Source organism: Microcystis sp. M53598_WE2, assembly GCF_030067735.1.
In the GTDB taxonomy this organism is placed as follows: Bacteria; Cyanobacteriota; Cyanobacteriia; order Cyanobacteriales; family Microcystaceae; genus Microcystis; species Microcystis aeruginosa.
The window spans coordinates 1-2,081 of record NZ_JASJFE010000445.1; the positions used below are offsets into that span (position 1 = coordinate 1).

Below are 2,081 nucleotides of genomic sequence, written 5' to 3' on the forward strand. Positions count from 1 at the left end.
GCTATCCCGAAGCTCTCCAAGACTATCAAAAAGTTCTCGAACTGGACGAAAAAGATCTGATTGCGATTACCAATATTGGCTTAATTTATTACGAACAAGGCGATCTAAATTTGGCCAGTAGCCAATTTCAAAAAAGTCTTGAAATTAACCCCCAATCTGCCGAAAATCAACTGGCTCTCGCTGTTACTCTCTACCGTCAAGGCAATACGGAGAAAGCGATCAAACTTGCTAAAAGTGCGCTTAAAATCGACCCTGAATTTGCCAAGGTTGAAACCCTGCAAAAAAATCTCTGGGGTGATAAAATCATCGCCGATGCTCGAAAACTGTTCTCGCAACTGTAGTAGTTTCTTAGGTTGGGTTGAGCGAATAAATATGTTAAAGAAAACCTCTAAATTCTCAGGGAAAGCGAAACCCAACACCCAACACCTAAATCCGTCTGAATCTTTTTGTTGGGTTGCCTTGGGTCTATAGTTGGGTTTCCTTACGTCAACCCAACCTTGTATGATGATTAGCGGCTAATTGATCGGCAATAAGAGACTCCCCCGCTCTTTGAAGGCTTGAAATAGCCAAGTCTTGAAGTCTTTGTCAAAAATGAGCTTATTTTTTCGAGAAATTACTGCATTTTTAACATCCATTCTACCGCGCGTTCATAAAGTTCTAAATTACCAGTTTTTATCAAAGCATTAGCGGCTTTTTGCAAATAGTTAAGGCTCGCTACTCGACTACTAGGATTTTTATCATCGTAGGTGGCAAGCGCCAAATTATAATAAGCTTCGCCATAATTTGGCTGATAAGTAATTGCTAATTGATAATCAGCGATCGCTGCCTTCTTATCGCCCATTTTTTCCTTAACTAAACCTCGATTATAGTAAGCTTCAGCATAGTTAGACTGGAGAGAAATAGCCATATTTAAATCCTCCAAAGCACCGGTATTATTTCCCAAATCAAAGCGAATAACTCCCCGGTTATTATAGGCAATAGGATTATTGGAATTCAAGCTAACTGCCTTATCTAAATCCTCTAAAGCACCCTCCTTGTCCCCAGTTTGTCGTCGAATAATACCACGATTATTATAGGCGATCGGATTCTCCGATATTCTCGGTGTTACTTGTACATTATCGGGAATAGTAGCGGTATCAGTGCGTGCATTTCCCCGATTACTATACGCTGTCACATCGATAGGATTAATGCTCAAAGATTGCAGGTAATCTGTAATCGCTCCTTGGTCATCTCCCACGTCAGCGCTACTATTACCACGACTATAGAAAATTCTCGCATCACGGACTTTTTGTAGGAATACATTATAATCCTCGATCGCTCCCTGTTTATCCCCTTTTTCAAAACGCGCATTGGCCCGTTTATGATACCCTTCTGGATCGTTAGGATGGGCAACTATATAAGTAGTATAATCTCTTTCGGCCGCGGCAAAATTTTTCAGAGCAAAATAAGCATCTCCCCGGGCTTGAGCATGACAAGAGACATTATAATTAGGACGAAAATCGGTTTCTCTGGAGTTATAAAAATAATTTCTGTCGGCAGATTCTCGGATATTTTCGCTACAGACAGATCGAGAAGTAAAACTAGGTGTATTAATCCCATCATCTTGGGCTAAGGCAATATTATAATTATCTACTGCCTCCTGATAACGCCCCAATTTATACAGCACTAACCCCCGATGATAGTTAGCGGCTGCATCATGACGATTTCGTGCCACTGCCGCAGTAAAATCCTCTAAAGCTCCTGCGTATTCTTGATATTTATTGGCTCGCATTAACCCACGATATACATAGGCTTTTGCGTCTTGGGGTTGCAGATAAATTGCTTGGTTATAATCTTGAATTGCCCCTTGATTATTGTTGAGTCTTAGGTGAGCATAACCCCGTTTAAGAAATGCTCTAGAATGGGGAATTTTATCGTAGTTGGGATTAATACGAATGACAAGTGCTAGATCTTTGATTGCTCCATTGTAATACTCGATCGCTGTTTGATATCCTTGGGGGGAATTAGAAGATAAATTGGCTAATTCGACTTCCTCGTCAGCCATTTCAATTTGTACTCTGGCACGGTTTTGATAACTGCTA

General features: G+C 40.7%; 2 protein-coding genes. One reads left to right on the plus strand and one right to left on the minus strand.

Going from position 1 to position 2,081, the window contains the following annotated elements:
• Positions 1-341: tetratricopeptide repeat protein (locus PX636_RS09360; protein ID WP_288116877.1), on the plus strand; the 341-nt coding region annotated here is incomplete at its 5' end.
• A 272-nt stretch (positions 342-613) separates the two neighbouring features.
• Here the strand turns inward: PX636_RS09360 and PX636_RS09365 are convergent.
• A partial coding sequence (locus tag PX636_RS09365; RefSeq protein WP_288116880.1) for a tetratricopeptide repeat protein occupies positions 614-2,081 on the minus strand: 1,468 nt, incomplete at its 5' end.